The following is a 25,137-nucleotide window of genomic DNA, read 5'->3' as shown; positions in this document are numbered from 1 at the left end:
TCAGAGCTGACCCGCGAAGGCGCGTGATTGGAGCGATGGAAGCAGTGCGTCTACGTAGGAGGCCGACTCCTTTGCTCTCAACGTGAACTCATCGATGCTATTCAGCCCCTCCGTGAATCGGTCCTGGATGGACAACGGGGGAACGGGCACCTGGACACGAGACAGATTGGACTGGCTGACCCCGAAGATCGTGGTTCCTGTGACGATCTTTGCTATCGCACCGCGCCGAAAAGCCCTGTTATTGAGCAGATGGAAGAGATACCTAGTACGAACGACGCTCGCGTTCGGCGTCAACTTAATAAGCGACGACTCGTATAACAGTGGCTCCGTGGATTGCGGAACGAGACAGGGCTTGGCAGCACCGGAATAGTTCAGGGAGCGTCGAGCAACTAGTAGGTCGTGGTCCGCCACGCAGTACTTCTCGATCTCGGCGTCGGATGCACGCACCCGTTTCAGGTCGCCGCGTTCCACTTGGTCGTAGAACACGTCGCTCATGTGGACCATTTCGACGCCGTCAGGACCATAGGAGTTTTTGGGGAAGTATGCGCCGTTCGACAGGCCCGATTCCGTGAGGTCAGCCAGATGATGAGTCGGCCATCCTCGGGGGTTGTGTACCGGATCGCCGAAGACCTCAAGGAAAAGCGACTGAGCTACCTCACCGAGCTGTGCGAGGACCTTGGAGCGACAGGTCCTGATGGCATCGGCCTGGTCGAGGATTGCGGCGATCCGCTGCTGCTCATCAAGCGGCGGCAGCGGAATCTCCATCTCGTTGATGTCCAAACGGTTCACCTGGAGGAACGTTGCGCCTCGGCCCTTTGCCCTGAGACGGTCAGCAGAGTGGCCGAGCCAGTGCCAGAGATAGTTCGGGTCGAGTGTGTCAAAGGGACGGAGACCTGCGACGCCCCGCCCAAGACAGTAGGGGCGGTCAGACCAAACTCGTTCACCTATCGAAGCGCGGATGCCCAAGATGATGTCGCCTTGGCGGGAGACTTTGCCTGGCGCGGTTGTGAACTTCTTGACCATCGGTGTTGCTTCGGCGAAGTCTCCAGCACCGGCTACGAGTGGTAGGCCCTCACCCTTGTCGTTGTACGAATCACCTGGTGGGGCCTGACCCATGGTGATCTGGCACACGTCTCCGAGGAGAACCACGTCGCTCACGACAGCATTGCCTTCAGGTCGTCCAGGCCCTGCTTGATTTCCGCCTCCAACTTCTCGATGTCGGCGATGATCTCCAGTGGGGGCCGATGCTCGACGTCGTCGTGGACAGTCTCTTTGTACCGGTTGAGAGATAGGTCGTAGCCCTGGGCGACGATGTCACCCTTCGGTACGCAGAAAGACTGGTCGGTTCGCGCTCGGTCCCGTTCGGTGGCGGTGCGCTGTGTCCAGCGAGTGAGGACGTCGGGTAAGTCGTTGGCCTCGACAGGCGTGCGCTTGTCGTCGAGGGAGTAGCCGTCGGCCCGGACGTCGTAGAACCAGACCTGGTCGGTACCGCCCGAGTTGGTCTTCGTGAACAACAAGATGGCCGTCGACACCCCGGCGTAGGGCCGGAATACCCCCGAGGGCAGCTTCACCACGCCGTCGAGCTTCTGATCCTCGACCAGGATGCGGCGCAAAGCCTTGTGGGCCGTCGAGGACCCGAACAACACACCATCCGGCACGATGACCGCCGCACGACCACCGGGCTTGAGCAGCCTCAAGAACAGCGCCAGGAACAGCAACTCGGTCTTCTTGGTCTTGACGACCCGTTGCAGGTCCTTGGACGTCGACTCGTAATCCAGGCTCCCGGCAAACGGAGGGTTAGCCAGGATGACGGTGTACTTCTCCTGCTCGCCGCTGGCTCCCTCGGACAGGGAGTCGCGGTAGCGGATGTCGGGGGACTCCACGCCGTGCAGCAACATGTTCATGCTGCCGATGCGGAGCATCGTGGCGTCGAAGTCGTAGCCGTGGAACATGCTGCGGTGGAAGTGCTGGCGCTGAGCAGCATCGGTCAGCACGGCGTGGTGGTTGTCGCGCAGGTATTCGGCGGCGGCCACCAGGAAGCCCGCTGTGCCGCAGGCCGGGTCGCAGATCTCGTCGGAGGGCTGGGGCGCGACCATGTCGACCATCAGCTTGATGATGGGGCGCGGGGTGCGGAACTGGCCGTTCTGACCTGCTGTGGCGATCTTGGCCAGCATGTACTCGTAGAGGTCGCCGTTGGTGTCACGGTCGTCCATCGGGATGTCGTCGAGCAGGTCGACCACCCGCGACAGCAGCTGTGGGGTGGGGATGGTGAACCTGGCGTCCTTCATGTGCTCGCCGTAGGTGGACCCGTCGCCGCCGAGGTTGCGCAGGAAGGGGAACACCTTCTCTCCGACGGTCTTGTACATCAGCGCTGGTTCGTCGTTCTTGAAGACTGACCAGCGCAGGTCCTGCTGGTCCGGGTTGAAGGTGAGACGCTCGGCGGGCTTGCCGCTGCGGCGGGCTTTGTTCTCGGCCAAGGTGTCCAGGTCGTCGAGGCGGCGGATGAACAAGAGGTAGGTGATCTGCTCGATCACCTCAAGCGGGTTCGCGATGCCGCCGGACCAGAAGGCGTCCCACACCCGGTCGACCTTGTTCTTCAACTCGCCGGTGATCACGTCCTGCCCCCTGTTGCCTGCCGGTGCAGCGAACACTATATGGATCTCGACACTGACCACGGTTCTACACACGTAATGGGCGGCGTTCAAAGGATGAAGGCAACGGATACGGGTGAATCGAGTACATCGCCTCCCGTACCAGCTGGTCGCCGTCGGTCCCGAGTGTTGATGTGTTTCTGGCGATCACGTCGGTTTGTGGCTCGTCCGTTGAGAAGACGCGGACTTCAGTCTTCGTCAAGCGAGTTCGTACGAGTCGTCCTCGGACACACCGGGCTGGTCGACGCCCCATAGAGTCCATTGCGCAAGATTGCGCCGTACCACCTGGTCGGGCGAGTCGTTGGCGAGTGTGAGATAGAAGTATGGGTCGTCGCCGGGTCGAAAACGAACCTCGAACCCCTCGGCGTTACCCGCATCGAGAGCAGCGATGGCCTCGTCGCCGTTGATAGCCGTTGCCTGCGTGTGGAGTGCATAGACATCACCGATAAGTAGTTCGCGTCCCGCTATCTCAACCGCGTACGGTCCAGCGGGCCAAACGATCGACTGTGGCTGTAGCAGCGGTGCTCGGACTTCGGGAGTGTCCACTCCGGTCATGCCGAGAGTGAAGACACGGGCACGCGGCGACGCGACGATGTGGCCTTCGATGAGGAGCCTCGCGACGCGCAACTTGACTCGGTCACCGGGGTGGATCTCGTCCGGGATGTCAAAGAAGTGGTTGGTGTGACGCTGGACGACGTCGAGGTCGTAGGCGAACTGCTCGATCGCTAGCAGGTCCCCGTCGTAGTCGCTGGCGGTCCTGGGGCCGTTGGTTTGCACTCTAGCGACCACCTCACCGTCGATCGCGAAGTTTAGGCGGGTGGCGAAGCAAATAACGCGGCGCGTCGACAGCACGTCCTCCACCACCGAAGGCCGAACGCTGTCGTAGTTCAGTTTGAGGTCGAGTCCTGGTGCCGGGAAGTCCGCGCCTGCGTCTTCGGCGACTTCGATGTGATGGGGCAATCGGAGCCGTACATCGAGGTGGCCACTGCAGAAGGCGGCTTCGATGGAACCGCCGATTGTGCCCGGAGCTGAGTGAGTAATGCGGCCCTCGAAGCTGGCGACAACTTCGTCGTCTTGAAACGCACGTACCGCAAGGCGCTTCCCAATTGCCGGTCCTGAAGGCGGTGAGATGAACTCAACCGCTCCGGGTGGGTAGTCACCTGCGATGAAGTCCGGGCCACCCAACCTCACCGACCGAACGACATCCCCTGGGATGCGCAGCCGTCCGGACGGCGCGTATCCGAGGGCTTGCAGGATTTGCTGTTGTAGGTCCTGGTGTTCCTCCCCAAGCTGATTGAGTTCAACAGCGAACTCGATGGGGTTCCGCGTGGCCGCGTCGGAATTGCGGGGGCTGATCGTTACGGAGGTGGCGTCGTCGGAGTTAGCGAAACCAACCTTCCAGTCCATATCGGCGGCGTTGGCGAGTTGGCCAAGGTTCTTCACGCGGGCCGCGAGATCCGGCAGGCCACCGGCCAGAGTCGCCGTCTCCTGTCCGAAGTCTCGCGCCATCTCCCTTAGCTCGCTGGTGGCGTTTCGCAGTGCCCAGCGTTCGATGTGGGGTGCTTCCGCTAACCACACGTCTAACTCATCACGGTCGGTAACGGTGATCACCGGCGGCTTCTTGCCGCTGTTGAGGTTCTTTACGAACTCCACCTCCGGGTTGGAGCAGACTCGGGGTACCACGAGGGTCCACTTGGCTGGTGAGTGCTTCAATGCCCGTCTGAACGACCGTGTGATCTGTGTTCTGCGAGCACGCCAAACGGACGAGAATCCCTCGGGGAAGTACTTGAGCTGCAATATCCACAGTCGCCCACCGTCGAGAGTGATCTCGATGTCGATCCCCTCGTCACCGCCAACGCCATTCACAGCACGTACCGAATCACCGAAACGGTGTCGGACCATGGCTTCCACGACACGGTCGAACGTGGGCTGTCCCAAGGTGGCCCAGTCGAGCATGACCAGCGATTTTACGCGCACCTCAGACGAAGCAGCGCGGTCGAGGTAGCGACGCGCCGAACGGCGTAACCCGTTTGATGAGACCTGTCACAGCGTGTCGAAGCATGATTCAGCAAGAAGGCTGGTTTCTCAAAAACGATGGTTTGTTGAGAGCGAGACGATGCCGTAAGCCAAACCACCTCACCTGGCACTATGTCGATCGCCCGCTGTCTAGAAAACCCGTCTCATAACTGTTATTCTCATAACCGCGATAGTTATGGGTTTTTGAGACAGGAGATGTGATGGCCAGCATCGGGTACGCGAGGGTTTCGACCGCCGACCAGAACATGGCGCTCCAGCTCGACGCCTTGCGCGAGGCCGGAGTCGATCGCGTCTTCAGCGACCAAGGCGTATCCGGCTCGATATCGGCTCGACCGGGTCTCGATGCCTGCCTCGATCACCTCCGCGAAGGTGACGTCCTCATCGTCTGGAAGCTCGACCGCCTCGGACGCAATACCCAACACGTCCTGGCCGTGGTCGAGGACCTGATGTCGCGCGGGATCGGTTTCCGCAGCATCACTGAGGGCCTCCACACCGAGGGTGCGATGGGCAAGGCCATGCTCACAATCATGGCTGCCTTCGCGCAGCTTGAGCGGGACACGATGATTGAACGAACTCGCGCCGGACTCGCTGCAGCAGCAGCCAACGGACGCAAGGGCGGTCGTCCCCGCAAGGTCGACGACGCTGCCGCCGCCAAGGCGCGCAGCATGAAGGAGAAGGGCATCAACGCCACCGATATTGCCAAGATTCTCGGGGTCTCCCGAGCCACGGTGTACCGGTACCTGGATGCCGCGTAACTCAGCTTTCGCCCCGCCACAAGTTGCTTAATGTGGGCGTCAGACGGCTCTAATTCTCCTTGGCCAGGGAGATCAACTGAAGAATTGCATCTCGAAGATCACGAGCCGAAAAGGGACTGGTCCATCTGGTGACGATCACTGGCTCTGCCCGCTTCGTAAGCGCTTCGCTTAGCTCACTGACGCTTGGTGACAGCGGTGCATTGGTGACTACCAGAAGAGGCAGACCCTGGCCCCGCATCCGGTCCGCCATAGTCAGCAGCTCTCGATGGCTGAGCGGCCCTTTGGCCCGATATTTCACTGCGACTGCGACTGCGACCCCGTCCGCATCAAAGTAGAAGTCGTAGGGGGCCTCTGACGTCGGCGATTCGAAGACCTTGTGGGGATATAGATTGTGAACTGCGGTGAAGACATCACGTTCGTAGCCTCGGGCGCTGGCGAACGACGTCTCTTTCCAGGACCCTTCAACGATCGCCGCTGCGTCCTCGTAGGCGTTCGCTGCCTCTGCGGTAGGCGCGTTCTCTGCTTGTTCAGTCAATTCTCGTCGAATCCGCCTCTTGGTCAGTTCGAGTGTCTGTTCACCCGATGACAACTTGACCAGTGGCGTTCCCTGAGTGCCGATCACCAGGAACGCGAGCGCAATCACGAGTAGGCCAGCGGTACCAGCCTGATTGTCCGAGGTGAAAACAGCGACAGCGCCACCACCGACTGCGGCAAGTCCGATTAGAAGTGCCACCGCACGTTCCCAGACGGCCAGCTGAGCACTGTCATCAGGCACATCGGGCGCAGGGTCGGGGGCGTCATGATCCCGATCTGAACTCATCTCGCCTTTCGATTTCTCCGTGAGGTACCCGTAGGGCACCCGGTCCACGACTGAAACTCTGAGTGAAGCCGGTACTTTCTGTCCAGCCGGTACGAGAAGCTGAAGGTCGATCGCTTGAGCCGCATGCCTGCTGGCCTACATCATCACGCAGTGGTGCTCAGCTAACTTGACTGAGTGGACTTGGTGCAGTGGCTCCCAGCTCTGGCTGGCCTCGGTGTGGGTGGTGTGATCATCGGCTGGGCAGGTGCAGGCAAGGCTCGCCGGGAGGTGCGCAGTGCTGTCCTCAAGGCTCTCGCCTCGACTGAGACCACACGGTGGCACGGATTGGCCGACTCCCGCGACTACCAGCACTTCCGTGCTGCACTTCACGAACTAGAGACGGCTGCACTAATCGCCCGCATACCAAGGCTGGCGGTTCAGCACTACACCGTTTTCGCTGAAGCCGCCCGTCACCTCAGCGACGACAGCTTCGAGGACAGAGATGGCGACGAGGAGCTGGGTGCTGGTGGCATCGACGGTTACTTCGCTAGGGTCGTCTCAGATGCAGCAGAAATCGTCACGAAGCTCGCCTGGCGTCCGTGGATCTCACGACTCCGATACCGGATGGACCTGAGACGGCTGCGCAATCGAGCAGCCGCAATCGCGGTCGATGAGCTTCCTATCAGGTCGCAGCTCGCCAGCGTGCAGTACTCGCAGGGACGACTCCCTAGTCCGCTCGGTGAGCTGGTCGACAAACAATTCCCCACCAGTACCTGAGCCAGAGGGGCCTGATTGCTATTCCAGCTGGCTCGGCAGGAAGGCTTTCTGGTGGCAACTTCATATGCCGACTGCTACTCGTCGCCTACGATCCCTCTCTCGGCGGGCGCGTCAAGGCCGTAGTCCCGACGCAGCCGACCGATGAGTTGTAGAGCCTGCTTGCGCAGGCGATCGTCCTCAGCTCGGTCCTCTTCCTGCATTCGTCGGGCTTTCTCTACCGCCGCGTCCAACTCCGCGTTGTACTCGTCGAGGTGGTCGGCGATTGCCTCCAGTGTGGTGTCCTCGATGAGCGCCCACATCCGGTCAGTGTCTTCGCCGATTACGCCGAAATCCCGCAGTGCCAGACGTTCGTACTCGGTCACAGGCCGACTGAATCCGACGATGACCGGATACAGATCCGGATTACCGCCATGCAGCGTCCGGTGAGTCTTGAATGCTGAATCGGGCAGTTGGATCGAGATCATACGTAGCGGTGCGTCCAGGTATGACATGGCCGTCCTCCCGTGAGTGTTCCTCCCGAGACCGGAGACTACGTCGAGCGTCCGACGTTCGGTTCCTTAAGGAGCTATAGAGCACCTATAAGCCTGGAGCGCACTTATAGAAGAAGGCAAACAACTACAAGTCCCCGGGCCCGGCCTACACGTTTCGGCGGAGGCGGCTGCGTGCCCACATTTTGCCCACAATCTGGCGGATATTTCAGGTATCTGGAGGTATCGGCAGATATGACAATTCGCAGGCTAAACGGGTTTTCGCCCATCTGACCACATAGCTGCGCAGAACCACGACTTCTTCTCCGGTTCGGGGTCGAGCTACGTGATCGGCAAGGCCGTCGTCACCGAAGACGAGGACTGGGACTTCTAGCCGGCTACGAGGTCAGTCCGGATTCACGCCGAACAGGCGCGCGCGCAGCACCATAACGAAGTCCTCCATCACCTGGACATGGCCGGGCATCCATTGGCGAGGCCGGGTGTCCCAGGCGATGAGCGTGCCGATCGTGTGTCCCTGGGCGTCCGTCAGGGGGAAGCCCGCGTAAGCCACGACGACACCCTCCTTCACCGCCCAATGGTCGCGCAGTAGCGGTTCCTTCCGGGCATCGGCGACGACGAGCGGCTTGCCGGTGACGAGAACCTCGCGTCCGAGAGAACCCTTCAAAGGGCCTTGCCGTCTGACCGCCATTTCGCCGGTCAGACCGATTGCGCTGCACATGTACTGGGTGTCGCGATCGATCAGTGTCACCGCGGCTGACGGCACCCCGACCGCGGCCACCACCATGCCGACGATGCGGTCGAGGCTGCGGGCGCGTTCCGCGTTGAGCAAACCACTGTCATAGAGCGCGCGCAGTCGGTCGGGGTCGGAGATGACGGCACCCTCGGCGAGGGCTGTGACCGGGTCGTGCGTGTCCAGGTTCAACGTTTTGACGTGCGCCATGAGTTCGCGCACATCGCCCTCACCGCGGCGCGCCCGTTCGATGATCATCCGAGCGGCGACGGCGCGGCCGATGTATGTCTCGATGGATTCGCCGACCCTGTCTGCCTCCTCGATCAGAGCGGCATTCAGCCACTCGTCGAAGCCCGGCAACGTCGGCGCCATGACGTCAACGCTACGCGCAGCGGGTGCAATTATCCCGCGTCGGAAAGCGCATTCGTTTCGCCGAACTGACCATGGCGAGCGCGCGGCGCATCACTTCAAACAACGGGCTGCGCGACTCCGTTCGACGGCAGATTACGCCGGTCACCCGAAACGCGTATTCGTCGCCTACACCCGCGAGATGCGCTCGCCATGAGGGGCCCTGGCGGCGCGGCGTGGCGGTTACCAAACCGTCCGAGATGCCGTGCATTGCAGCGTCATTCGCGTGCACAGCCGCAGTCGGAGCTGGCTCATGCGAAACGAGCGCGTGTGTGCAGGTAACCCGGGCCACGTTCAGCGCTCACGGATCTGTCGAGAACCAGCGAACCTCGCTGCGTTGTGGCTTATCGTTGGCGACACAACCGATCAGCGATGGGGACGGGGGAAGGGCGCCGATGTTGGTGGGCGGTCCGAGCCAGTCTGACGTGGAGTTCAGCGGGTCGCACTCGGTAACTCGACTCGCCGAGCAGTCCGCCGTGACAGCGTTTCTGGACAGCGCTGCCGTTACCGCGACGGGGCTCGTCATCGACGGGGAACCGGGAATCGGCAAAACGACGCTGTATCGTGACGCCGTCAAAGCCGCTGAGGCACGCGGGTTCAAAGTCCTGACAGCACAAGGTGATCCGGGTGAAGTGACGTTTTCCTTCGCTGCCCTCTCGGATCTTCTTGCAGGCGTCGATCACGAATCATTCGAGTGTCTGTCCTCGACTCAGCGGGCGACGGTGAACAGCCTCCTGCTTGACGATCACGCCCCTGCTGCGACCGACGAACGGGGCGCTGCGGCGGCGTTTCAGTCGGTGGTGCAGTGGTTGTCGGCCCGCACACCGGTACTAATCGCGATTGACGACGGGCAGTGGATCGACACGCCGAGCGCCACGGCCATTCGGTATGTGGCGCGGCGGGTGCAGGGTCCGGTCGGCATCCTCGCCACGACCCGCAGCGGAGAGCCCGGATCTCTTGAAGCGCAGCTACGCCTGCAGATGGCTCATCCAGACGCCCTCCGCCGCGTCCATATGACGCCACTGACCATGGGCGGCCTTCACGCGCTGGTCGCCAAGCGTCATGGCCGAGTCCTACCCCGGCCCCAGATGCGCAGAATCCAAGAAATCTCCGGCGGCAACCCGTTTTACGCCCTGGAACTGGTCCGAGCCGTGGAGGACGGTCGCGGGATCGACGGGACGCTTCCGGAGACGCTGGCCGCAATCGTCGCGGCCCGGCTGCAAGGACTGGAACAGGGGGCAGCCCCGCTGTTGCTGGCCGCCGCCTGCGCGACGAAACCGACCGTTGCGATGGTCTCGCACGCGACGGGCGTCGACGAAGAACGCGTCGTGGAACTGCTGGAACGTGGGGAGGCCGCACGCGTCGTTTCCGTCGTCGGAACGGCCATCGAGTTTTCGCATGCGCTGCTGTCGGCCGGCGTTTACGACGCCGCCCAACCTGCCGACCGCCGAGCGATGCACCGTCGGCTGGCTGAGCTTGTCGAAACGCCTGAACTAAAGGCCCGCCATCTCGCGCTAGCGGCTACCAGCGCCGACCCGGCAACGTTGGCGGCCCTCGACGCCGCAGCAGTCGCGACCCGCGAGCACGGAGCGCCGACCGCCGCGGCCGAACTCGTCGAACTTGCGATCGCGCTGGGTGGTGGCGACCCCATACGGCGGATCCTCGCCGCGCGCTATCACTTCGACGCCGGTGCCATTGCCGCGGCGCGCCAGCACCTCAAGGGGCTCTCTGACGACCTTCCGCCAGGCGCCATCCGCGGCGCGGTGGTGATCCTGCAGGGCGCGATCGACGGTTACGACGGTTCGTTCACCGCGGCCGTCGAAGGTCTGACTCGGGGCTTGGAGGACGCTGCTGAGAGCTTGCACCTTCGGCTGCAGGCGCTGATGACTCTCGCGCCCGCCACAGGTATCACGGGTGACTTCGAGCAGGCGCTCGCCTACGCGCGGGAGGCCGTCGACGTCGCCGACCAGATTCCCGACACGGCTTTCCAGAGCCAAGCGCGCGCACTGGCGGCCATGCTGCACTTCCAGTACGGGCGCGGCATCGAGGAACAGACGATCACCGAGGCTCTCCGTCTGCAAGGCAGCACACCGTTTGGGCACGTCCACCATCGAGCCGACGCGGTCAAAGCCGTGATCGACGCCGGTACCGGCGATCTGCAGCAGGCCCGGCAGGTGATGCAGGCGCTGAGGGAGCACGCTGCCGATCGAGGCAACGAGATCGACGCGATCTGGGTCGACACCCAGGCGACGATGATCAACATCTGGTCAGGCCGATACGACGATGCCGCCACGATCGCCGAAGAGGCGACCCGACGAGCCGAAGAGATCGACGGCCACCACCCCCGGGTGTTCGCGGCGAGTTGCCGCGCCGCAGTCGCCGCCTACACCGGACGTGAACAAGAAGCCCGCGAGGCGGCCGATCTGGCGATCGCCATAGCGCACGCAACCGGCGGAATCTATCTGGCCCGATCGCCCCTCACCAGCCTCGGATTTCTCGAGACCTCGCTCGGCAACTACACCGCAGCCATCGGCGCCTTCGATCCTCTGCTGCGTACGTTCGACCCCGCCCATGACACCGAGCTGATCAGCGGCGGCTACCTCCCCGACGCCATCGAGGCGTTGACCGCACTCGGCAGGCTCGACGAGGCGCAGCCGCTGATCGAAGCCCTTGAAACGAACGGGAACCGACTCCAGCGGCCGTGGATGCTCGCCACCGGCGCGCGTGGACGCTGTCTATGGCTTGCCGCGCGAGGCGACCTGCCGGCTGCCGAGGCGACGGCCCATACCGCCCTCGAGCACCACCGCGAACTACCCATGCCGTTCGAGACGGCCCGCACCCAGCTGGTGTTGGGTCAGGTACAGCGGCGACGACGCCACAGAAAACCGGCCGAGGAACAGCTGGTGGCCGCCCATCACACTTTCGAACAGCTCGGTGCACCGCTGTGGGTACGTCGCACCGCCGCCGAGCTGAACCATCTGAAGCGCAGTACGACTCGTGGGGCGGGCCTCACACCGGCCGAAGAGCGCGTTGCGCGCCGTGCCGCAGACGGGTTGTCCAACCGGGAGATCGCTGCAGAACTCTTCATATCGCCGAAGACGGTGGAGATGAACTTGAGCAACGTCTACCGCAAACTCGGCATCCGCTCACGCTCCCAGCTGCACACCCATCTGCCGGACGCCAATACCAGGGAAATCCCCGGTACCTAAATCGTCGGCAATCAATATTCTCCGGTGGTGACCACTCATCTCGACCGGCAACGCTGTTTCCTCACCGAGTGGTATCAACCGCGGCTCAGGACCTCGCAGCTCGAGGACCTCACCACCGCACTCGAGCACAGCGCGCGGGGGATGGCCGCTGAGGGCGAGCCGATCGAACTGCTCATCACGGTGGCCGCGGCCGGCGATGAGATTCTCTACGGAGTCTTCCGATCCGATACCGCCGAAACCGTCGCACACACCTGCCGGGAAGCCGGTCTGCCAGCCGACCGCATCAGCGTCGTCCACGCCCGCCTCACCGCAGGGCGCGAATCTTGAACGGCGGCGCGCGTCCCCGCCAAGGCCAGGGAAATCCCTATATTCCCTGCACCCGGCACCACATAGTGTCGACTCTGCTCCGTGAGCCGCGGAGGGGACGGCTCACGGAGCTCGACTCGTAGTTGGGTCGGGCTGCGTAGTCGGCACGGCCGGTGTGGCCGAAGGCGAGGACTCGGACCGCCAAACCTGCGCCGACCGGCCGACTTCGCAAGAAATTGGCCTGTCACGATCAGCCCCGTGAGACGATTCCCGGCTGAAGGTAATGGCGTAGTGCGACGGTGGAGACGGGCATGATTCGGCGGGCAGTGACGGCTTTGGGTGTCTCCATTCTCGGCGCGGTGGTCCTGGCGCCGCCGGCGGCTGCCGATACGGGACAGCTGGTGCTTCTGCAGTCGGGCACGATCCGCTGCCTGGTGAGTGCTGACGACGTGAAGCGCGGCGGTGGACCGATCGTGGTATGTCAGCGTGTCGACGGCCAACCATGGGGTCAGGCTCCGTGGGAGACATCGAAATTCAACAACCGGCTCAACCTCGCCGTTGTGCGTGGCACCGGTCAAATGTACTGGGAGCGGGGCGTCGTCCCTGCAGCGAACGAAACCCCCGGCGGAGACATCGTCGTGGACGCCGGGCAGACATATCACGTCGAAGGCTGGACCATTCAAGACGAGAATCTGCGGACCCGCATCACTTATGACGCCACCGGTCACGGACTTTTCGTCAACGCCGGAGATGTTCGCCAATTCTGATCGGCCCTATTAGCGCAGTGACTGCGTATCGATCACGAAGCGGTAGCGCACATCGCTGGCCACCACCCGCTCATAGGCCTCGTTGATGTAATCGGGTGTGATGACCTCGATCTCGGGTCGCACCCCGTGCTCGGCGCAGAAGTCGAGCATCTCCTGCGTCTCGGCGATACCGCCGATCAGCGATCCCGCGAGACGACGCCGACCGGAGATCAGCGCGCCGGCGGGTACCGACATGGGCTGCTCCGGCATACCCAACTCGACCATCGTGCCGTCGAGTGCGAGCAGTCCGAGATAGCGGCCCAAGTTGAGGTTGGCCGACACCGTGTTCAGGATCAGGTCGAACGATCCGCGCAGCGTGGAGAACGTCTCCGGGTCAGAGGTTGCGTAGTACTCGTCGGCACCAAGGCGCAGCCCGTCCTCCATCTTCTTCAGCGACTGGCTCAGCACCGTCACATGTGCGCCCATCGCGTGCGCGAGCTTGACGCCCATGTGGCCCAGCCCGCCCAGACCGATGACCGCCACGCGGGTTCCTGGACCCGCATTCCAGTGGCGCAGAGGCGAATACAACGTGATCCCTGCGCACAGCAGCGGCGCCGCCGCGTCGAGCGGGAGGCTGTCGGGGATGCGCAGCACATAGTTCTCGTCCACCACGATCGCGCCGCTGTAGCCGCCCTGTGTCGGCTCACCGTCACGACCGATCGCGTTGTAGGTGCCGACCATGCCCTTGGCGCAGTACTGTTCCTCGCCCGCGCGACACTGCGCGCATTCGCGGCAGGAATCGACGAAGCAACCGACGCCGACGCGGTCGCCGACCCTGAATCCCGTGACCTCCGAACCGACCTCGGTGACGATACCGGCGATCTCGTGCCCGGGAACCACGGGATAGTTCGCGCGGCCCCACTCGTCGCGGACGGTGTGAATGTCGGAATGACAGATGCCCGCGAAGTGGATGTCGAACGCCACGTCGTGCGGTCCGACCTCGCGTCGGGTGATGGTGGTTTCGACCAGTGGTTCGGACGCCGACGGTGCGGCATATGCGGCGACGGTGCTCATTACGACCTTCTTCTTTTCGTTCCGATTGACTATCGACAAAGCCGTCGCTGATGCTGCGACCGGCCTGCAACGACCAACAGGGCGGCTTGCCCCGATGATTCCTGCCGAAGCTGTGAGTTTTCTCCCAGGCCCGCTAGAGACCGGTGGCCCGGAACGCCCCGTTGAACGACAGCCGTTCGTATCGCGCGACGCCGGCGGCCGTATAGGGATCACGGGCGACGATGTCCTGCGCCTGCTCGGCATCCATGTCGCCGGTGATCAGAACGGCGCCCGACTCGTCCTCCAGGCGGCCCGCCAACACGATCCGGCCGGCGCTGACCTCGTCCTTGAGCCATTCGAGGTGAGCGGGCCGGGTTTCGTTGGCGACCTCGGGCGGTTGCAGATAGGTCGATTTCAGGACGTGGAACACGTCGACCACGCTAATTGATCGGGGCGTTGAGCCATTGCAGGTCGGCGAGCATGCCGCGTGCGGCCACGATGTTCTCTCCGGTCTGCCACACCTCGTTGTTGACCGCGAAGACCCGGCCGTCCCGCGTCGCGCCCAGCTTCTTCCACGCATTGCTCTCGAACACCGCGGGCGCGCGGTCGCGCGCAGCCGGCGAGTCGAAGGACACGTAGACGATGTCGCCGTCGGCGATCGACAGCTCGGGATTGTCGGCGAGGTCCGTGTCGGTGACTCCAACCTCGATGTAGGGCTTGTCGGTGAAGCGTTGTGTCACAGGGCGATCGACGCCGACGTCGGCCAGCACGCTGCCCGGGAAGGTCTCGACGCCGTAGACGCGCATCGTGGTGTCGGTGAGCTGCACGACCGAGGCCTGGAAGTGGGTGGCGTCGTTGTCGGCGCCGGTCTTGTCGGCCGCGCGGTCGAATCCCTCGACCAACCCGTTCGCGGCGTCCTGTCGTCCGGTCGCGGCGCCCACGGTGCGCAGGTTGTCCTGCCACGCCGCGCCGGGCGGGCCGGAAAACACCGTCGGCGCGATGTCGGACAGCGGCCCGAAGGCTTCGGGCGTCAACCCCTGAGAACCAAGGATCAAGTCGGGTGCGGCTGCCCGGATGCCGTCGAGGTCCGGTTCGCTGCGGGTGCCGACGCCCGGTACGTCGTGAATGACCTGGCCCAGGTACGACGGTTGGCTGTCTGAGCCGTCGGGCAGCGCCGCGGCCACGATCCGCGACTGCAGTCCCAACGCGCACAAAGCGTCGAGCTGATCGCCGGACAGCACCACGATGCGCTGTGGATCGGCGCGCACCAGGGTCTCGCCCGCGGCGTGGCGCACCATGCGCTCGGGGGGACCCGGGTCCACCGGTGTGGGTTCGGCCGGACACGATTCGTCTGGGCGCCGCTGATTGCCCAGCACCCCGGCGCCGGCGATGCTCGTCGTGCTGGTGACGATCGTCTGCGGGGCGGCGGTGCCTGACGACTCCCCATCGGGGGAGCCGCAGCCGCTCATCACGGTCATGCCGACGGCGGTCGCGAGCGCGGCCAGGCCCAGCATCCTGGCGGCCACGAGGCCCCTGCGCGCTCGGCCGATCAACACGTCGCCGACGGTAACATCCGGCCAGCTCCCGGGCAGGAAGCCGCGTGCTGGCAAATTACGACGCTTTGTAGGACCCCCGAGCATTCATGATCGGCGGACCGCTAGGATTCATCGAGACAACCCCGGGGATGTCCCGACCTGGATGTATGGAGGACCTGTTGGTAGCCGAAGCGCCCCCTATCGGAGAACTCGAGGTACGGCGTCCGTTCCCGGAGCGACTCGGCCCCAAGGGCAACCTGATCTACAAGCTCATCACCACCACCGATCACAAGATGATCGGCATCATGTACTGCGTCGCCTGCTTCATCTTCTTCTTCATCGGCGGGCTGATGGCGCTGTTCATGCGGACCGAGCTGGCGATGCCGGGACTGCAGTTCCTGTCCAACGAGCAGTTCAACCAGCTGTTCACCATGCACGGCACGGTGATGTTGCTGTTCTACGCGACCCCGATCGTGTTCGGCTTCGCCAACCTGGTGCTGCCGCTGCAGATCGGCGCCCCCGACGTCGCGTTCCCCCGGCTGAACGCCCTGTCGTTCTGGCTGTTCGTGTTCGGCGCCCTGATCGCGATCTCCGGTTTCATCACCCCCGGTGGCGCGGCCGACTTCGGCTGGACGGCGTACGCGCCGCTGAGCAACGCGATCCACTCACCGGGCGCCGGCGGTGACCTGTGGATCCTGGGTCTGGCCGTGGCCGGTCTGGGCACCATCCTCGGCGGGGTCAACATGATCACGACCGTGGTGTGCATGCGCGCACCCGGTATGACGATGTTCCGGATGCCGATCTTCACCTGGAACATCCTGGTGACGTCGATCCTGGTGCTGCTGGCCTTCCCGTTGCTGACCGCCGCGCTGTTCGGGCTGGCGGCCGACCGCCACCTCGGCGCGCACATCTACGATCCCGCCAACGGCGGTGTGCTGCTGTATCAGCACTTGTTCTGGTACTTCGGCCACCCCGAGGTGTACATCGTGGCGCTGCCGTTCTTCGGCATCGTCACCGAAATATTCCCCGTCTTCAGCCGCAAGCCGATCTTCGGCTACACCACCCTGATCTACGCCACCCTGGGCATCGCCGCGTTGTCCGTCGTGGTGTGGGCGCACCACATGTACGCGACGGGCGCCGTGCTGTTGCCGTTTTTCTCGTTCACCACCTATCTGATAGCCGTGCCCACCGGGATCAAGTTCTTCAACTGGATAGGCACGATGTGGAAGGGCCAGCTGACATTCGAGACACCGATGCTGTTCTCGATCGGGTTCATGCTCACCTTCCTCCTCGGTGGACTCACCGGCGTGATGCTGGCCAGCCCGCCGCTGGACTTCCACGTCTCCGACACCTACTTCTTGATCGCGCATTTCCACTACGTGTTGTTCGGGACCATCGTGTTCGCGACCTATGCGGGGATCTACTTCTGGTTCCCGAAGATGACGGGCCGGTTGCTCGACGAACGGTTGGGCAAGCTGCACTTCTGGCTCACGTTCATCGGTTTCCACACCACGTTTTTGGTGCAGCACTGGCTCGGTAACGAAGGCATGCCTCGTCGCTACGCCGACTACCTACCGTCCGATGGGTTCGTACCGCTCAATGTGGTGTCGACGATCGGGGCGTTCATCCTGGGTATCTCGATGCTCCCGTTCGTCTGGAACGTGTTCAAGAGCTGGCGCTACGGCGAGCCGGTCACGGTCGACGATCCGTGGGGGTATGGAAACTCGCTGGAGTGGGCGACGTCGTGTCCGCCGCCGCGCCACAACTTCACCGAGCTGCCCCGGATCCGTTCGGAGCGGCCGGCTTTCGAGCTGCACTATCCCCACATGGTGGACCGGATGCGAGCCGAGTCGCATATCGGTAAGCACGCAACGGCGGGTGAATCGCCGTCCGGTTTCGGCCCCCGCACAGAGCCCGACCGCAGCTGACCGGGCGGCTGCTCAGCCGGTCCGAACCAGTTACGGAACCGATTGCTGCCGTTCGAAAGTCGCGATGATGGCCTCGATCGGCGATCGCCACGTCACGCCGAGGTCGCCGGTGGTGGCGGAGTCGTCGGTCGGCGTCGCGGCGGTGAGCAACAGTGCCGCCTCATAGGTGAGGCCGTCGCCAAGGTCGACGACGCCGGACAGCGCCTCTCCGACGATGCTGAGGCCTCGAAATATGCTCTGGCTGACCGGGATTCGCCGGAATCGCCGTTTCGTGCCATTCTCCAGGGCCGAGATCATGTCGTCGAACGCGATCAACTCGCCACCGCACACGTAGCGGCGCGGTCCGCGGCCGGGAACGAACAACGCGGCGTGCACGTCGGCGACATCGCGAACGTCGATCATCTGCATCCCTCCGCGCAGTCGCGGCGCCACGCCCCATCGCACCAGGGGCGCCCACCCGCGCTCGGTGACGCCCGCGGCGGTGTGGAACGCCGGGCCCACCACACTCGACGGGTAGGTGATGACGACCGGCGCGCCCTGCTCCTGCAGCCGCCGTGCCACGCGGTCGGCGTAGGCCTTGGTCTGCGCGTAGGGACTGCGACCGGGCGCGGTGGGCGTATCGGGACCGATGACGCCGTTGGGTGGCGGGAACAGCGCGCTGTAGCTGCTGACCAACACGACGGGGTCCAACCCGCCGGCCACCGCGCGCGTCAGCACCGCTTCGGTGGCATGGGCGTTGACCTCCCACATCAGCGTGCTGCGGCGCTTGTCGGTGCCGACGACGCCGGCGCCGTGCAGCACCGCGTCGCAGCCGTCGAGGAGCCCCTCGACGGTGGCGGTCTGCCGGATGTCGCCGCTGACCGTCTCGACGTCACCGATCTCGGCGAGTTTGGCCAGGACCGGCGCGCCTTCCGCGTCGGGCGCGATGAGCAGGCGCACGCGGTGGCCGGCAGAAAGCAGGGCACGCACGCAGTGGGCGCCGACGTACCCGGTGCCCCCGGTGACGGCGATCAGCATGGTTCTCCTCGGGTCTCGAAGAAGGTGCCGATCGTATAGGAGTCGGCGCGGCGGCCCGCCGACGACATGGGCGGCCTCAGGTCATCTCGGCGGCACGGTGTACCGCGTTGACGATCCCCTGATAACCCGTGCACCGGCAGAAGTTGCCCGACAAACCCTCGCGGATCTCTTCGTCGCTCGGCTTGGGATTGTCACGCAGCAACGCGGTGATGGAGGTGACGAAGCCCGGGGTGCAGAAACCGCACTGCAGCCCGTGGCATTCGCGCAGGGCGGCTTGCACCGGCGACAGTTCACCGTCGGCGCCGCCGATGCCCTCGACGGTGGTGACCTCCATACCCTCGGCCTGCACGGCGAAGATCAGGCAGGCGCGCACCGCGTCGCCGTCGAGCAGCACCGTGCAGGCACCACAGGCGCCGTGCTCACATCCGAGGTGTGTTCCGGTCAAGCCACACTTCTCCCGCAGGAAGTCCGCGAGTGTGAGGCGCGGTTCCACGGTCGCGGCGAACGTGCGCCCGTTGACCGTCATTTCGACCGGCATCTCATGCATCGCGTGCCTCCGTGATGGCGCCGGACCAGGCGCGGGCGACCATCGTCGCCCCGACCTTGGCCCGGTAGGTGGCCGACCCCTGCAGGTCGGATGGGATGTCCTCGAGCCCGGACAGCGCGAGCCGCCCGACCTCTTCGGCGCTGATCTCGTCGACCGGTCGACCCGTGACGGCCTCTTCGGCGGCGCTGCCTCGCAGCGGTGTCGAGCCCAGACCCAACAAGCCGATGCCGCAACGGCTTACCCGGTCATCGTCGTCGAGTTCGACCGCCACCGCGGCGCCGGCGATCGCGAAATCGCCGTGGCGGCGGGCGAATTCCTCCAGCGCGAAACCCGACCGCCCGCCCCAGACGGGGAAGTGCACCGCGGTCAACATCTCCCCGGGCGCCAGTGAGGTCTCCCAAAGGCCGGTGAAGAAGTCCGTCGCAGCGATCTGCCGGAATCCCGTCGACGAGACGACATCCATCTGTGCGTCGAGCGCGAGCGCGACCGCCGCGTACTCCGCCGCAGGGTCGGCGTGCGCGATGGCGCCGCCGAGCGTGCCCCTGGTGCGGATCTGGAAGTGCCCGATGTGCGGGGTGGCCAGCGTCAGCAGCGGAACCGATTCCGCCGCTTCGTCATCCATTCCGACGAACGAGTGCGGGGTGCCCGCCGCGACGCGTACCGCGCCGTCGACCAGGTCGATGCTGCGAAGCTCTTCGATGCGGGAGATGTCAATGAGGTTGTCGAAGTGCGTCAAGCGCATCGCCAGCATCGGCACCAGACTCTGACCGCCCGCAAGGATTTTCGCGTCCTCGCCGTATTCGGCGAGCATGTCCACCGCCTCCTTCACCGATTCGGGGCGGTGGTAGGTGAACGGAGCGGCTTTCACGGCCGCAGCCGCTCGGTCGGCGCGCTCAGCAGTCGCACTAGGGCGGACTGCAGGTCGTCGGCCAGCACGGTGGTGGGGCTCTTCCTGCGGCGCCGCCCGATCAGGAAGCCCATCGCCACGCCGCCGGCGAGTGCGGCCACGACGGGTGCGGCCCGCTTGGCCATCGGCAGCGCAACGACTTTGAGCATGTCGATGGAATCACCGGTGTCGGGCTGAGCCGCAACCGCCGCCGTCTCCGTGGTCGGTGCGCTCGTCGCGGCGCCGCCGAGAAGATCCGATTCGAGGTTCTTGGCGAATTGTCCGATCAGGTTCGTCGACACGTCGGTCAGTACGCCGCGGCCGAACTGAGCGGCCTTCCCCGAGATGGTCAAGTCCGTGGTGATCGTGACGCTGGTCGCGTCACCCTCGTCCTTGAGTTGCGCGGTCACGAGCGCGGCCGCGTTACCACTGCCGCGGGTCTCCTTACCCTGCGCCTTGATGACAACACGGCGAGCGGCCTTGTCGCGCTCCTCGAACAACGCATCGCCCTTGTAAGACACCGTGATCGGACCGACCTTGACCTTCACCGCGCCGGTGAAGGCGTCGCCGTCGACCGACAACAGCTGAGCACCCGGAATGCACGGCGCGACGCGTTCGACGTCGTTGAGTGCCTCCCATGCCGTGTCCACCGGCACGGCGACCCGGAATTCGTTGTTGAGTTCCACTGTGGCTGCGTTCCTTACTTCTGGGCGTTCTCGATGGCCTCGACGATCGCGGCGGGGCTGGCGGGTAGGCGGGTCAGCGTGACACCGAGCGGTGCCAGGGCATCGTTGATCGCGTTGATGACGGCGGGTGTCGAACCGATCGCGCCGCCCTCGCCGACGCCCTTGTATCCGCCGACGCCGGGTCCGGGGATCTCCACGTGCCCGTACTCGATCGGGGGCACCTCGGTGGCCGTCGGCAGCAGGTAGTCGACGAACGTGCTCGACAGCGGGTTGCCGTCGTCGTCGTAGGCCATGTCCTCGAGCAGCGCACCGCCGATGCCCTGCACGGTGCCGCCGGCGATCTGACCCTCGACCACGTTGGGGTTGATCATCGGGCCGACGTCTTCGCTGACGATGTAGCGGGTGAGGGTGACCCGCCCGGTCTCGATGTCGACCTCGCACGTGCAGGCATGGGTGGCGTTCGCCCAGTGGATCATCGCCTCCGGTGGTGAGGCGAACCGCGCGGTCGCCTCCAACGACGACGAGACACCAGGCGGCAACTGCTGCGGCTCGTAGTACGCCCGGTAGGCGAGATCAGCGAAAGTCACGCTCTTGTCCGGGTTTCCGGCCACCACGGCCCGCGAGCCGGTCAGCTCCACCTCGGCCTCGTCGACCTCCAGGCGCGGTGCGGCCATCGCGATGATCTGCTTGCGCAGCAGCGCTCCCGCCTCGGCGACCGCACCCGCGGTCATCGGACCGCTGCGACTGCCCTGGGTGCCCGCGCCGTACGGGGTGACCGCGGTGTCGCCCTGGATCGTCGACACGTCGGCGATCTCGGCGCCCAGCGCGTCGGCGGTCAACTGCACGACGGTGGTTTCGAGGCTGTTGCCGGTCGACCCGCCGTTGACGTAGACGTTGATCTTGCCGGTGGGCTCCATCCGGATGGTGCAGCCCTCGGTGCCCAGGTGTCCGGTCGCGGCGCCGGTCGGTTCGATGTAGGCCGAGAACCCCAGGCCGATGTAGCGGCCCTCGGCCAGCGCATCGGCCTGTTCCTTGCGGAAACCCTCGTGGTCGAGGATCTTCACCGCCTGCTCGAAGGTGTCGGCGGGCGCGACGTGGTCGTAGGGCATGCCGTTGGGGTTGAAGTAGGGCATCTCATCGCCGCGCAGGATGTTGCGCCTGCGCAGTTCGACGGGATCCATGTCCAGCTTGCGCGCGGCGATGTCGAAAAGCACTTCGCGGGCCAGGGTTTCGTACTGCCAGGGGCCGCGGTACGCGTGCAGGCCGGCGGTGTTGGAGAACACGGTCTTGTAGTTGAAGCTGGCCTTCGGCACCCGGTACGGGCCCGGGAAGAACATGCCGACCGCGGCGGTGGTCAGCACCGGGTACGGGGTGGGGTAGGCGCCGATGTCGTAGGCGAAGTCGATGTCGACGGCGAGGATGGTGCCCTCTTCGTCGAGGGCCATCCGCGCGGTGCCGTCGACGTGGCGGGCCTGACCCGCCGACATCAGGTTCTCGCGGCGGTCCTCGATCCACTTCAAGGCCGCGGAGCTCAATTGCGCGTTCGACGCCGCGGAGACCTTGCGCGCGGCCAGCATGATGCACATGTCCTCGCGCATCGGCACGACCTTCTGGCCGAAGCCACCCCCGGTGTCGCGCATGATGACCCGCACGTTGTGCGCCGGAATGCCCAGCAGCCGGGCGCAGAACGCCCGCAACTCGTGGGGCGTCTGCGTCGACGCCCACAGGGTCAGTTCCTCGGTCGCAGGCGTCCACTCGACGACCATGCCGCGGCACTCGATAGGCACTGGCGCGTGGATCTGCTGATAGACGTTCGCCGACGCGACGCAGGCGGCGGTGGCGAACGTCTCCTCGTCGGGCGGCGCTCCGCCCATGCCGCCCGCGACGTTGTCGGGGTAGGCCTCATGCACGACCACCGACGACCCGACGGCTTTCGTGAAGTCGGCGACCGCGGGCAATGGCTCGTAGTCGACGTCGACGAGATCGACGGCGTCCTCGGCGAGGTAGCGGCTGTCGGCCACGACGAGCGCGACCGGATCGCCGACGAACTTCACCTCGCCTTCGGCCAGCGGCGGGCGCGGGGTGTCCGGGATGTCCTTGCCCGCGACCGCGTGCCAGGACTCCTTGACGTCGGGATTGAGGTCGTCGGCGGTGAACACCGCGTGTACCCCCGGCATGGCCAGCGCGGCCGACGCATCGATGCCGTTGATCTTCGCCCTGGCGAACGGGCTGCGCACGAAGCACGCGTGCAGCATCCCGGGCCGCACGACGTCGTCGACGAAAGTGCCTCGGCCGGTGAGAAGCCGGTTGTCCTCGACGCGCGCGACTCGGGTTCCTGCGTAACGGGTCGCGACCTTCTCCGCTGAAGCAGAAGTCACCGGTTCACCCTTCTCCTCGCCGTGTAAAGAGTGACGTTATCGCATTCGAGAACGACATTTCCATAGGCGTTGTCTCATCCCTCATGGTGGATGCGTCCTGCCGTATCGCTCAGCGGACGGCCGCCGCCGCCCCACCTGCGGGCGATGATTTCGGCCGCGATCGACACCGCGGTCTCCTCGGGTGTGCGCGCGCCGAGGTCCAGGCCGATCGGGCTGGCCAACCGGGTCAGGTCGGCGTCGGTGATGCCGCACTCGCGCAACCGGCGCAACCGGTCGTCGTGCGTGCGGCGCGATCCCATCACGCCGATGTAACCGACCTCGGGGAGGCCGAGTGCGACCTGGAGCACGGGGACGTCGAACTTCGGATCGTGGGTGAGTACGCAGATCGCGGTGCGGGCGTCGATGGCACCCTGCTCCGCCTGCTCTGCGAGGTAGCGGTCGGGCCACATCACCACGACCTCATCGGCGCCGGGAAAGCGGGCCGGTGTGGCGAACACGGGACGGGCGTCGCACACGGTGACGCGATATCCGAGCAGGGCGCCCTGCTGGGCGAGCGCGGCTGCGAAGTCGATCGCCCCGAAGATCAGCATCCGCGGCGGCGGCGCGTGGCTGGCGACGAACACCTCCATGCCCGTCTCCTGGCGCTGGCCGTCGGGGCCGTACGACAACACGCCCGTGCGACCGACGGCGAGCAACCCGCGCGCGTCGTCCGTGACGGCGGCGTCGACGCGCGCCGAACCCAGCGATCCGTCGACCGAATCCGTGCCGATCACCAGGCGGCGCCCGATCCGGTCGGCGTCGGGGTGCGCGATGACGGTGGCCACCGCGGTGGGGCGGTGTGCGGCGATGTCGTCGGCGACCGCCTGCAACTGCGGGAAGCTGTCGCGTGACACCGCCTCGGCGAAGATGTCGATGATGCCGCCGCACGTCAGCCCCACCGCGAATGCGTCGTCGTCGCTGATTCCGTAGCGCTGCAGCTCGGGGCGCCCCGAGGCGACGACCTCGTTGACCAGTTCGTAGACGGCGGCCTCGACGCAGCCACCGGACACCGAACCGGCGACCGAACCGTCGGGGCTGACCACCATGGTCGCCCCGGGTTGTCGCGGCGCCGAGCGGATCGTGCGCACGACGGTGGCCACACCGGCGGCGCCGCCGGACCGCCACACGGTCAGCAACTCCTCGAGCACCTCGCGCACGCTCGCAGTCTAAGCCCGAGACGCTGTGCAAGTGCTCAGCGGGAAGGGGCGCGAACGCCAGACGGCACGAAATGTTCGCTCTATCGTTGGAGCATCGCCTGGAATCTGCCCATACCACTGTCCATTCCGCGGTTGCCGTCGTTACCCGCGTTGGCCTCGGCTGCCGACGTCCCTGAAGGCCGGATGGTGGAGCTCCCCGGCCGCGGTACGACGTACGTCGTCGACTCGGGGCCGCGCGACGGCCCCGTTTTCATGTTGCTGCACTCGGTCGCATGCACGGGTGTCATGACGTGGTATCCCGCGCTGGATGCACTGCAGGAATTCGGTCGCGTGGTCGTGTTCGACCAGCGCGGTCATGGTCAAGGCATCACGGCGCACCGGTTTCTGCTCGAGGACTGCGCCGACGATGTCGCCGCTCTGGCCGATGCCCTGGGCATCCCGACGTTCGTGCCGGTCGGGTATTCGATGGGTTCGCTTGTGGCCCAACTGGTCTGGAAGCGCCACCCGGCACGCGTCGACGGGTTGGTGTTGTGCGCCGCGGCAGCGGCGGTCAACCGGGCCAGCTACGAGCGGATCGCAACGGGCGTGTTCGCCGCGCTGCTCGAATCGCTGAGCCCGCCCGCGAGGCGACTCTCACCCGCTGCGATGGTGGGCCCCGGCGCGTTGCAGAACCACCAGTGGCTGCTCAACCAGGTGCGTAGTACCTCGCCCGGCGCGATCACCCGGGCCCTGGCCGAAGTCATCCGCTTCGATTCGACGACATGGATCCACGAGGTCGACGTCCCCACGGCGGTGGTCGTGACGACGCGCGACCGGGCCTTCGGGGTGCAACGGCAGCGATGGCTGGCGAGCCGGATACCCGACGCCGAAACCGTCGACGTCGCCGCCGGTCACGCCGGATGCACGTTCGCCTCCGACAAATTCGTCGAGGCGCTCGTGACGGCGACCGAGTCGGTCAGCAGACGCCTCCCGCCGATCGGGCGGTACAGGACCGCCGAAGGCTAG

22 protein-coding genes and 1 pseudogene are annotated in these 25,137 nt (G+C 65.2%); 8 read left to right on the top strand and 15 right to left on the bottom strand.

Annotation, left to right across the window (positions count from 1 at the left end; genetic code table 11):
• The 3 genes from A5759_RS14095 to A5759_RS14085 form a co-directional block, all read right to left on the bottom strand.
• A complete protein-coding gene (locus A5759_RS14095; RefSeq protein WP_066809454.1) occupies positions 1 to 1,158 on the bottom strand; it encodes a restriction endonuclease subunit S in 1,158 nt (385 codons plus the stop codon).
• Positions 1,155 to 2,615 (bottom strand): class I SAM-dependent DNA methyltransferase, encoded by a 1,461-nt coding sequence (locus A5759_RS14090; protein ID WP_066810089.1) that lies wholly within the window; start codon positions 2,613 to 2,615, stop codon positions 1,155 to 1,157. Before A5759_RS14090 ends, A5759_RS14095 begins: the two co-directional genes overlap by 4 nt.
• A gap of 234 nt (positions 2,616 to 2,849) precedes the next feature.
• Positions 2,850 to 4,607: a hypothetical protein gene (locus A5759_RS14085; RefSeq protein WP_066809451.1), complete on the bottom strand. Its 1,758-nt coding sequence runs from the start codon at positions 4,605 to 4,607 to the stop codon at positions 2,850 to 2,852.
• Positions 4,608 to 4,888: 281 nt separating this feature from the next.
• Here A5759_RS14085 and A5759_RS14080 point away from each other — a divergent pair, with 281 nt between their 5' ends.
• On the top strand, positions 4,889 to 5,443 hold the full coding sequence (locus A5759_RS14080) for a recombinase family protein (protein WP_068198683.1): 555 nt from the start codon (positions 4,889 to 4,891) through the stop codon (positions 5,441 to 5,443).
• Between the two features lie 49 nt (positions 5,444 to 5,492).
• Here A5759_RS14080 and A5759_RS14075 read toward each other — a convergent pair whose 3' ends face one another.
• Positions 5,493 to 6,311 carry a hypothetical protein gene (locus tag A5759_RS14075; protein WP_066809445.1) on the bottom strand — a complete coding sequence of 273 codons (819 nt, stop codon included), beginning with the start codon at positions 6,309 to 6,311 and terminating at the stop codon, positions 5,493 to 5,495.
• Positions 6,312 to 6,488: 177 nt separating this feature from the next.
• Between A5759_RS14075 and A5759_RS14070 the strand changes: the two genes are divergently transcribed.
• The gene (locus A5759_RS14070) at positions 6,489 to 7,019 is read left to right on the top strand and encodes a hypothetical protein (RefSeq protein ID WP_156616917.1); all 531 of its coding nucleotides are present in this window, start codon (positions 6,489 to 6,491) and stop codon (positions 7,017 to 7,019) included.
• Between the two features lie 74 nt (positions 7,020 to 7,093).
• Here A5759_RS14070 and A5759_RS14065 read toward each other — a convergent pair whose 3' ends face one another.
• A complete protein-coding gene (locus A5759_RS14065) occupies positions 7,094 to 7,510 on the bottom strand; it encodes a hypothetical protein (protein WP_083997598.1) in 417 nt (138 codons plus the stop codon).
• 277 nt (positions 7,511 to 7,787) lie between these two features.
• Here A5759_RS14065 and A5759_RS26575 point away from each other — a divergent pair.
• Positions 7,788 to 7,880, top strand: a pseudogene (locus tag A5759_RS26575) (hypothetical protein); the annotation flags it as partial.
• A 12-nt stretch (positions 7,881 to 7,892) separates the two neighbouring features.
• Here A5759_RS26575 and A5759_RS14060 read toward each other — a convergent pair.
• Positions 7,893 to 8,609, bottom strand: coding sequence for a GAF domain-containing protein (locus tag A5759_RS14060; RefSeq protein ID WP_066845107.1), 717 nt, complete (start codon positions 8,607 to 8,609; stop codon positions 7,893 to 7,895).
• A 71-nt stretch (positions 8,610 to 8,680) separates the two neighbouring features.
• On the opposite strand from A5759_RS14060, the gene A5759_RS14055 reads away from it, so the two are divergent.
• From A5759_RS14055 to A5759_RS14045, 3 genes are all read left to right on the top strand, one after another.
• Positions 8,681 to 11,854: a LuxR C-terminal-related transcriptional regulator gene (locus A5759_RS14055; protein WP_369816203.1), complete on the top strand. Its 3,174-nt coding sequence runs from the start codon at positions 8,681 to 8,683 to the stop codon at positions 11,852 to 11,854.
• A gap of 27 nt (positions 11,855 to 11,881) precedes the next feature.
• Positions 11,882 to 12,181 carry a hypothetical protein gene (locus tag A5759_RS14050; RefSeq protein WP_068198932.1) on the top strand — a complete coding sequence of 100 codons (300 nt, stop codon included), beginning with the start codon at positions 11,882 to 11,884 and terminating at the stop codon, positions 12,179 to 12,181.
• A gap of 290 nt (positions 12,182 to 12,471) precedes the next feature.
• The gene (locus A5759_RS14045) at positions 12,472 to 12,927 is read left to right on the top strand and encodes a hypothetical protein (protein ID WP_064427337.1); all 456 of its coding nucleotides are present in this window, start codon (positions 12,472 to 12,474) and stop codon (positions 12,925 to 12,927) included.
• Positions 12,928 to 12,936: 9 nt separating this feature from the next.
• Here A5759_RS14045 and A5759_RS14040 read toward each other — a convergent pair whose 3' ends face one another.
• The 3 genes from A5759_RS14040 to A5759_RS14030 form a co-directional block, all read right to left on the bottom strand.
• Positions 12,937 to 13,980, bottom strand: a complete 1,044-nt coding sequence (locus A5759_RS14040) for an NAD(P)-dependent alcohol dehydrogenase (protein WP_068198681.1) — start codon at positions 13,978 to 13,980, stop codon at positions 12,937 to 12,939.
• A gap of 133 nt (positions 13,981 to 14,113) precedes the next feature.
• Positions 14,114 to 14,389 (bottom strand): YciI family protein, encoded by a 276-nt coding sequence (locus A5759_RS14035; protein WP_066810082.1) that lies wholly within the window; start codon positions 14,387 to 14,389, stop codon positions 14,114 to 14,116.
• A 10-nt stretch (positions 14,390 to 14,399) separates the two neighbouring features.
• A complete protein-coding gene (locus tag A5759_RS14030; RefSeq protein ID WP_068198678.1) occupies positions 14,400 to 15,515 on the bottom strand; it encodes an iron-siderophore ABC transporter substrate-binding protein in 1,116 nt (371 codons plus the stop codon).
• Positions 15,516 to 15,673: 158 nt separating this feature from the next.
• Between A5759_RS14030 and ctaD the strand changes: the two genes are divergently transcribed.
• The gene (gene ctaD / locus A5759_RS14025) at positions 15,674 to 17,422 is read left to right on the top strand and encodes a cytochrome c oxidase subunit I (RefSeq protein WP_197506040.1); all 1,749 of its coding nucleotides are present in this window, start codon (positions 15,674 to 15,676) and stop codon (positions 17,420 to 17,422) included.
• A 30-nt stretch (positions 17,423 to 17,452) separates the two neighbouring features.
• On the opposite strand, the gene A5759_RS14020 is transcribed toward ctaD, so the two are convergent.
• The 6 genes from A5759_RS14020 to A5759_RS13995 form a co-directional block, all read right to left on the bottom strand.
• Positions 17,453 to 18,439, bottom strand: a complete 987-nt coding sequence (locus tag A5759_RS14020) for an NAD(P)-dependent oxidoreductase (protein WP_064419371.1) — start codon at positions 18,437 to 18,439, stop codon at positions 17,453 to 17,455.
• A 76-nt stretch (positions 18,440 to 18,515) separates the two neighbouring features.
• Positions 18,516 to 18,986, bottom strand: a complete 471-nt coding sequence (locus A5759_RS14015; protein WP_064399152.1) for a (2Fe-2S)-binding protein — start codon at positions 18,984 to 18,986, stop codon at positions 18,516 to 18,518.
• Complete coding sequence (locus A5759_RS14010) at positions 18,979 to 19,854, bottom strand: xanthine dehydrogenase family protein subunit M (protein ID WP_068198672.1); 876 nt, start codon at positions 19,852 to 19,854, stop codon at positions 18,979 to 18,981. Before A5759_RS14010 ends, A5759_RS14015 begins: the two co-directional genes overlap by 8 nt.
• A complete protein-coding gene (locus A5759_RS14005; protein WP_064419373.1) occupies positions 19,851 to 20,558 on the bottom strand; it encodes an SRPBCC family protein in 708 nt (235 codons plus the stop codon). The genes A5759_RS14010 and A5759_RS14005 overlap by 4 nt, the downstream gene beginning before the upstream one ends.
• Before the next feature lie 14 nt (positions 20,559 to 20,572).
• Positions 20,573 to 22,936: a xanthine dehydrogenase family protein molybdopterin-binding subunit gene (locus A5759_RS14000; protein ID WP_064419374.1), complete on the bottom strand. Its 2,364-nt coding sequence runs from the start codon at positions 22,934 to 22,936 to the stop codon at positions 20,573 to 20,575.
• A gap of 74 nt (positions 22,937 to 23,010) precedes the next feature.
• On the bottom strand, positions 23,011 to 24,132 hold the full coding sequence (locus A5759_RS13995; RefSeq protein WP_064419375.1) for an XdhC family protein: 1,122 nt from the start codon (positions 24,130 to 24,132) through the stop codon (positions 23,011 to 23,013).
• Positions 24,133 to 24,264: 132 nt separating this feature from the next.
• Between A5759_RS13995 and A5759_RS13990 the strand changes: the two genes are divergently transcribed.
• Positions 24,265 to 25,137 carry an alpha/beta fold hydrolase gene (locus A5759_RS13990; RefSeq protein ID WP_231984636.1) on the top strand — a complete coding sequence of 291 codons (873 nt, stop codon included), beginning with the start codon at positions 24,265 to 24,267 and terminating at the stop codon, positions 25,135 to 25,137.

This window comes from Mycobacterium sp. 852014-52144_SCH5372336 (assembly GCF_001665615.1).
GTDB lineage: Bacteria > Actinomycetota > Actinomycetes > Mycobacteriales > Mycobacteriaceae > Mycobacterium > Mycobacterium neumannii_A.
This window is presented reverse-complemented; position numbering and strand designations above follow the sequence as displayed.

Bases quoted from the DNA above. Each gene is read 5' to 3' on its own strand.
- A5759_RS14085 (WP_066809451.1), bottom strand. From the start codon at position 4,607: ATGCTCGACTGGGCCACCTTGGGACAGCCCACGTTCGACCGTGTCGTG.
- A5759_RS14080 (WP_068198683.1), top strand. From the start codon at position 4,889: ATGGCCAGCATCGGGTACGCGAGGGTTTCGACCGCCGACCAGAACATG.
- A5759_RS14065 (WP_083997598.1), bottom strand. From the start codon at position 7,510: ATGTCATACCTGGACGCACCGCTACGTATGATCTCGATCCAACTGCCC.
- A5759_RS14060 (WP_066845107.1), bottom strand. From the start codon at position 8,609: ATGGCGCCGACGTTGCCGGGCTTCGACGAGTGGCTGAATGCCGCTCTG.
- A5759_RS14055 (WP_369816203.1), top strand. From the start codon at position 8,681: ATGGCGAGCGCGCGGCGCATCACTTCAAACAACGGGCTGCGCGACTCC.
- A5759_RS14045 (WP_064427337.1), top strand. From the start codon at position 12,472: ATGATTCGGCGGGCAGTGACGGCTTTGGGTGTCTCCATTCTCGGCGCG.
- A5759_RS14040 (WP_068198681.1), bottom strand. From the start codon at position 13,980: ATGAGCACCGTCGCCGCATATGCCGCACCGTCGGCGTCCGAACCACTG.
- A5759_RS14020 (WP_064419371.1), bottom strand. From the start codon at position 18,439: ATGCTGATCGCCGTCACCGGGGGCACCGGGTACGTCGGCGCCCACTGC.
- A5759_RS14015 (WP_064399152.1), bottom strand. From the start codon at position 18,986: ATGCATGAGATGCCGGTCGAAATGACGGTCAACGGGCGCACGTTCGCC.